Source organism: Streptomyces sp. NPDC060205 (assembly GCF_042728395.1).
GTDB lineage: Bacteria > Actinomycetota > Actinomycetes > Streptomycetales > Streptomycetaceae > Streptomyces.
Map to the genome: position 1 here is coordinate 1 of NZ_JBHWZP010000493.1, position 5,133 is coordinate 5,133.

Consider the following 5,133-nt stretch of genomic DNA (forward strand, 5'->3'; position numbering starts at 1 on the left):
TCAGCGGACCGGCCCCTTCGCCATCACACCGCCTATGCGTGCGGCCGGTACTCGTCCGCCCAGACCTCGACGCTGTCCGCGGCCCGGTCGAAGGCCTCGGGGCGCCCCAGGAAGTCCGCGTTGTGCGTGGTCAGCAGAGGGGTCGTCTCATTGCCGGAGTGGCCGCCACGGACCAGCACGAGCGCCTGACCCTGTACGGTCCGCGGGAGCCCGAGCCAGCGCACCGGCTGCTGCACGGTCCGCACGACCATGACATGTGCCCACGGTGTCGTGGTGGTCTGCAGGAAACGCACCCGGCGCAGTCCGGCGGCGCTCACCCACGCGCCCATCCGCAGCAGACGCAGGGCGCCCGCGATGACCAGCACGGCGAGGCACAGGCAGACCGCGCCCCCGGATCCGTTGCCCGCCACGGCGATGATGACCGCCGCGAACAGCACGTACGAGGCGAGCAGCAGCAGAAGCGCGGCCGCGCCGACCCGCCACGGGCCGGGCCGGTAGGGACGCCGCCACTGGTCGCGGTCGTCGAACGGCAGCGCGAGGTCCTCGCCGGCCTCGTCGAAAGCGCGATCGGCGGTCAGAAAGGGCAGGGGCACGACTGATCCTCACTCAATCCACGCATGGACTATGCCCGGTGAGGCTACCCAGCCCGATCTCCGCCCACCACCCGCGGGGGTCCATGAGGGTGCTGACCGGCCACGGGGCCCGTGGGACGGGTCAGCGGCGCGAGGACGCGTCGGACTGCTGCGTGTCCGCGGGGGAGACGTCGGCGGAGAGGGCGGGCAGCCCGATGAGCAGGGAGCCCGCGAGGCCCGCGACCACGGTCAGGCCTATGAGCCATCGGCCGACCAGCTCCGAGGCGGAGGCACGCCGGCGGGGCGGGGGAGTGACATTGCTGCGGAACTGGTCGGCTTCGGCGATGAAGGCGAACGGTACTGGCTCGCGCCGACGGAACATGGGGTGCGCTTCTCCTCTGCGGACTCGAATCCTCCGGGGCTCGTTCTCCGGGGACTCGAACGAATCGTTGTCATCCATACAGACGGGCGAGTGCCCCAAAAGGTGCCATCTTTCACCGGATTCGCAGAAGTTCGCCGACCTATGTCGCGGCACGGCACCGAACGTCCCGTTGTCAGTGCCTGGCCGTAGAGTGGGCGCCGCCCGAGCCAGTACTGGGAAGGACCCTCCACGCCGTGACCGACACCCCCGCCGACGACCTCAAGCCCAGCTTCCGCAGCGATGTCACCGTCGAGCTGGTCAAGCACACCGCTTCCGACTCCGACGTGCTGTTCGCCGCCCGCGTCTCGACTCTCGGGGAGCAGTCCCTGGGTGAGCTCCAGAAGGACCCGGAGCGTTCGAAGGGCCTGATCAACTACCTGATGCGGGACCGGCACGGCAGCCCCTTCGAGCACAACTCGATGACGTTCCTCATCAGCGCCCCGATCTTCGTCTTCCGCGAGTTCATGCGGCACCGCGTGGGCTGGTCGTACAACGAGGAGTCGGGCCGCTACAGGGAGCTGGAGCCGGTCTTCTACGTCCCGGGCGCGTCCCGCAAGCTGGTCCAGGAGGGCCGCCCCGGCAAGTACGTCTTCGTGGAGGGCACCGAGGCCCAGCAGGAGCTCACGGGCCGCGTCATGGAGGACTCGTACCGCCAGGCGTACGAGGCGTACCAGGAGATGCTCGCCGCCGGCGTGGCCCGCGAGGTCGCCCGTGCCGTCCTCCCGGTGGGCCTGTTCTCCTCGATGTACGCGACGTGCAACGCCCGCTCGCTGATGCACTTCCTCGGCCTGCGCACCCAGCACGAGCTGGCCAGGGTCCCGTCCTTCCCGCAGCGGGAGATCGAGATGGTCGGCGAGAAGATGGAGGAGGAGTGGGCGCGGCTCATGCCCCTCACGTACGCGGCCTTCAACGCGAACGGGCGCGTGGCCCCGTAACGCACCCCGATCGCCCCGTCGGACACGCCACCGGGCACATCTGTACGGGTCGGCCAGGCGAAGTGTCCGTATTGCGGCATTTCGAGAAGTTCATCTAGCCTGATCAAACGGACCCGGCACTGCTTGAACCCCCGAGCAGGCAGTGCCGGGTTCCATCTTTGTCCTGACTTGTCGCATCCCCCGAGGGCAGACCGCACGGTGAGCAGCGAGTAGCGTGTTACCCATGGCTCCGACCTCCACTCCGCAGACCCCCTTCGGGCGGGTCCTCACTGCCATGGTCACGCCCTTCGCGGCGGACGGCGCACTCGATCTCGACGGCGCGCAGCGGCTCGCCACCCACCTGGTGGACGCAGGCAACGACGGCCTGATCGTCAACGGCACCACGGGCGAGTCCCCGACCACCAGCAACGCGGAGAAAGCGGATCTCGTACGAGCCGTACTGGAGGCCGTCGGCGACCGCGCCCACGTCGTCGCGGGCGTCGGCACGAACGACACCCGCCACAGCATCGAGCTGGCCCGCGACGCCGAGAAGGCGGGCGCGCACGGCCTGCTCACCGTGACGCCGTACTACAACAAGCCCCCACAAGAGGGCCTGTACCAGAACTTCACCGCGATCGCCGACGCCACCGGCCTGCCGGTCATGCTCTACGACATCCCCGGCCGCAGTGGTGTCCCGATCAACACCGAGACCCTGGTGCGCCTCGCCGAGCACCCGCGTATCGTCGCCAACAAGGACGCCAAGGGTGATCTCGGCCGCGCCAGCTGGGCCATCGCCAGCTGCGACCTCGCCTGGTACTCGGGCGACGACATGCTGAACCTGCCGCTGCTCTCCGTGGGCGCGGTCGGCTTCGTCTCCGTGGTCGGCCACATGGTCACCCCCGAACTGCGGGCCATGATCGACGCCTACACGAGCGGCGACGTGCAGAAGGCGACCGAGATCCACCAGAAGCTGCTCCCCGTCTTCACCGGGATGTTCCGGACCCAGGGCGTCATGACCAGCAAGGCCGCACTCACCCTGCAGGGCCTGCCCGCCGGACCGCTGCGCCTGCCCATGGTCGGCCTGTCGCCCGAGGAGACCGCGCAACTCAAGATCGATCTTGCCGCCGGCGGGGTACAGCTCTAACCACAGACTTCACAACTGAATACGTACGACCAAGCAGGCCCAGCGCCTGCTCCACCAGACAACTGCTACTGCACGAACGTCATGCGCGCCACGTGCCCTGCCAGGTACGTGGCGCGTGTGGTGAGGAGAGTCTTTTGAGTCATCCGCATCCGGAACTCCGTCTGCCGCCGAAGCTTCCCCAAGGGGGCCTCCGCGTCACCCCGCTCGGTGGCCTCGGTGAAATCGGCCGAAACATGACGGTCTTCGAGTACGACGGCCGCCTTCTGATCGTCGACTGCGGCGTGCTCTTCCCCGAGGAGGAGCAGCCCGGGATCGACCTGATCCTTCCGGACTTCAGTTCGATCCGGGATCGCCTCGACGACATCGAGGGCATCGTCCTCACGCACGGCCACGAGGACCACATCGGCGGCGTCCCCTTTCTCCTCCGCGAGAAGCCGGACATCCCGCTCATCGGCTCCAAGCTGACCCTCGCCCTCATCGAGGCGAAGCTCCAGGAGCACCGCATCCGCCCGTACACGCTTGAGGTCGCCGAAGGCCACACGGAGCGCATCGGCCCCTTCGAGTGCGAGTTCGTGGCGGTCAACCACTCCATCCCGGACGCCCTCGCGGTCGCCATCCGCACCCCCGCGGGCATGGTCGTCCACACCGGCGACTTCAAGATGGACCAGCTTCCGCTGGACGGCCGCCTCACGGACCTGCACGCCTTCGCGAGGCTGAGCGAGGAAGGCATCGACCTCCTCCTCTCGGACTCCACGAACGCCGAGGTCCCGGGCTTCGTCCCGCCCGAGCGCGACATCTCGAACGTGCTGCGGCAGGTCTTCGCGGGCGCCAGCAAGCGCATCATCGTGGCCAGCTTCGCCAGCCATGTGCACCGCATCCAGCAGATCCTCGACGCCGCCCACGAGTACGGCCGCCGGGTCGCCTTCGTCGGCCGCTCGATGGTCCGCAACATGGGCATCGCGCGCGACCTCGGCTATCTGAAGGTCCCGCCGGGCCTCGTGGTGGACGTCAAGACACTGGACGACCTCCCGGAACACGAGATCGTCCTCGTCTGCACCGGCTCCCAGGGCGAGCCGATGGCGGCCCTGTCGCGGATGGCCAACAGGGACCACCAGATCCGGATCGTCCAGGGCGACACCGTGATCCTGGCGTCGTCCCTCATCCCGGGCAACGAGAACGCGGTCTACCGCGTCATCAACGGCCTGACCCGCTGGGGCGCCAACGTCGTCCACAAGGGCAACGCCAAGGTGCACGTCTCCGGCCACGCCTCCGCCGGCGAGCTCCTGTACTTCTACAACATCTGCAAGCCACGCAACCTCATGCCGGTGCACGGCGAATGGCGCCACCTGCGCGCCAACGCCGAGCTGGGCGCCCTCACCGGCGTCCCGCACGACCGCATCGTGATCGCCGAGGACGGCGTGGTCGTCGACCTCATCGAGGGCAAGGCCAGAATCTCCGGCAAGGTCCAGGCGGGTTACGTGTACGTCGACGGCCTCTCGGTCGGCGATGTCGGCGAGCCCACGCTGAAGGACCGCAAGATCCTCGGTGACGAGGGGATCATCTCGGTCTTCGTGGTGCTGGACACCAGCACGGGCAAGATCACCGGAGGGCCGCACATCCAGGCCCGCGGCTCGGGCATCGAGGACTCCGCCTTCAGCGCCGTCCTCCCGAAGGTCGTCGAGGTCCTGGAGCGGTCGGCCCAGGACGGCGTCGTCGAGGCCCACCAGATGCAGCAGCTCATCCGCCGCACGCTGGGCAAGTGGGTCTCGGACACCTACCGCCGCCGGCCGATGATCCTGCCGGTCGTCGTCGAGGTCTGAGCCACCTCGTAGCACGTACACCCGGAGCGGGGCACCTCGATTTGCATCGGGGCGCTCCGCTCCAGTACGTTTACGGCTCCGCCTGAACGGGAACCCGACACAACTTGGTGTCCGGACCTCCCCGCGAGGGGCGGGAATTCCGACTCAGAACTTCTGATAAAGTCGGGATCGCCGGAAAGGGAAACGCGAAAGCGAAAACCTGGAAAGCACCGAGGAAATCGGAACCGGAAACGGTCTGATAGAGTCGGAAACGCAAGACCGA

Annotated in this window: 5 protein-coding genes; 3 read left to right on the top strand and 2 right to left on the bottom strand. The window is 68.1% G+C overall.

Features of this window, described 5'->3' with window-relative positions:
• Positions 1–32 precede the first annotated feature (32 nt).
• Together ACFWGJ_RS41680 and ACFWGJ_RS41685 are read right to left on the bottom strand one after the other, a co-directional pair.
• Complete coding sequence (locus ACFWGJ_RS41680; protein WP_387334170.1) at positions 33–593, bottom strand: hypothetical protein; 561 nt, start codon at positions 591–593, stop codon at positions 33–35.
• 121 nt (positions 594–714) lie between these two features.
• Positions 715–954 (bottom strand): hypothetical protein, encoded by a 240-nt coding sequence (locus ACFWGJ_RS41685; protein ID WP_387334171.1) that lies wholly within the window; start codon positions 952–954, stop codon positions 715–717.
• Positions 955–1,187: 233 nt separating this feature from the next.
• Between ACFWGJ_RS41685 and thyX the strand changes: the two genes are divergently transcribed.
• The 3 genes from thyX to ACFWGJ_RS41700 all read left to right on the top strand — a co-directional run bounded on the left by thyX (position 1,188) and on the right by ACFWGJ_RS41700 (position 4,871).
• The gene (gene thyX / locus ACFWGJ_RS41690) at positions 1,188–1,928 is read left to right on the top strand and encodes an FAD-dependent thymidylate synthase (RefSeq protein WP_387334172.1); all 741 of its coding nucleotides are present in this window, start codon (positions 1,188–1,190) and stop codon (positions 1,926–1,928) included.
• 223 nt (positions 1,929–2,151) lie between these two features.
• The gene (gene dapA, locus ACFWGJ_RS41695; RefSeq protein WP_387334173.1) at positions 2,152–3,051 is read left to right on the top strand and encodes a 4-hydroxy-tetrahydrodipicolinate synthase; all 900 of its coding nucleotides are present in this window, start codon (positions 2,152–2,154) and stop codon (positions 3,049–3,051) included.
• A gap of 134 nt (positions 3,052–3,185) precedes the next feature.
• Positions 3,186–4,871, top strand: a complete 1,686-nt coding sequence (locus ACFWGJ_RS41700; RefSeq protein WP_387334174.1) for a ribonuclease J — start codon at positions 3,186–3,188, stop codon at positions 4,869–4,871.
• The last annotated feature ends 262 nt before the right edge of the window (positions 4,872–5,133 follow it).

Excerpts from the sequence above, each read along its gene's own strand:
- ACFWGJ_RS41685 (WP_387334171.1), bottom strand. The coding sequence starts at position 954 with ATGTTCCGTCGGCGCGAGCCAGTACCGTTCGCCTTCATCGCCGAAGCC.
- dapA (WP_387334173.1), top strand. The coding sequence starts at position 2,152 with ATGGCTCCGACCTCCACTCCGCAGACCCCCTTCGGGCGGGTCCTCACT.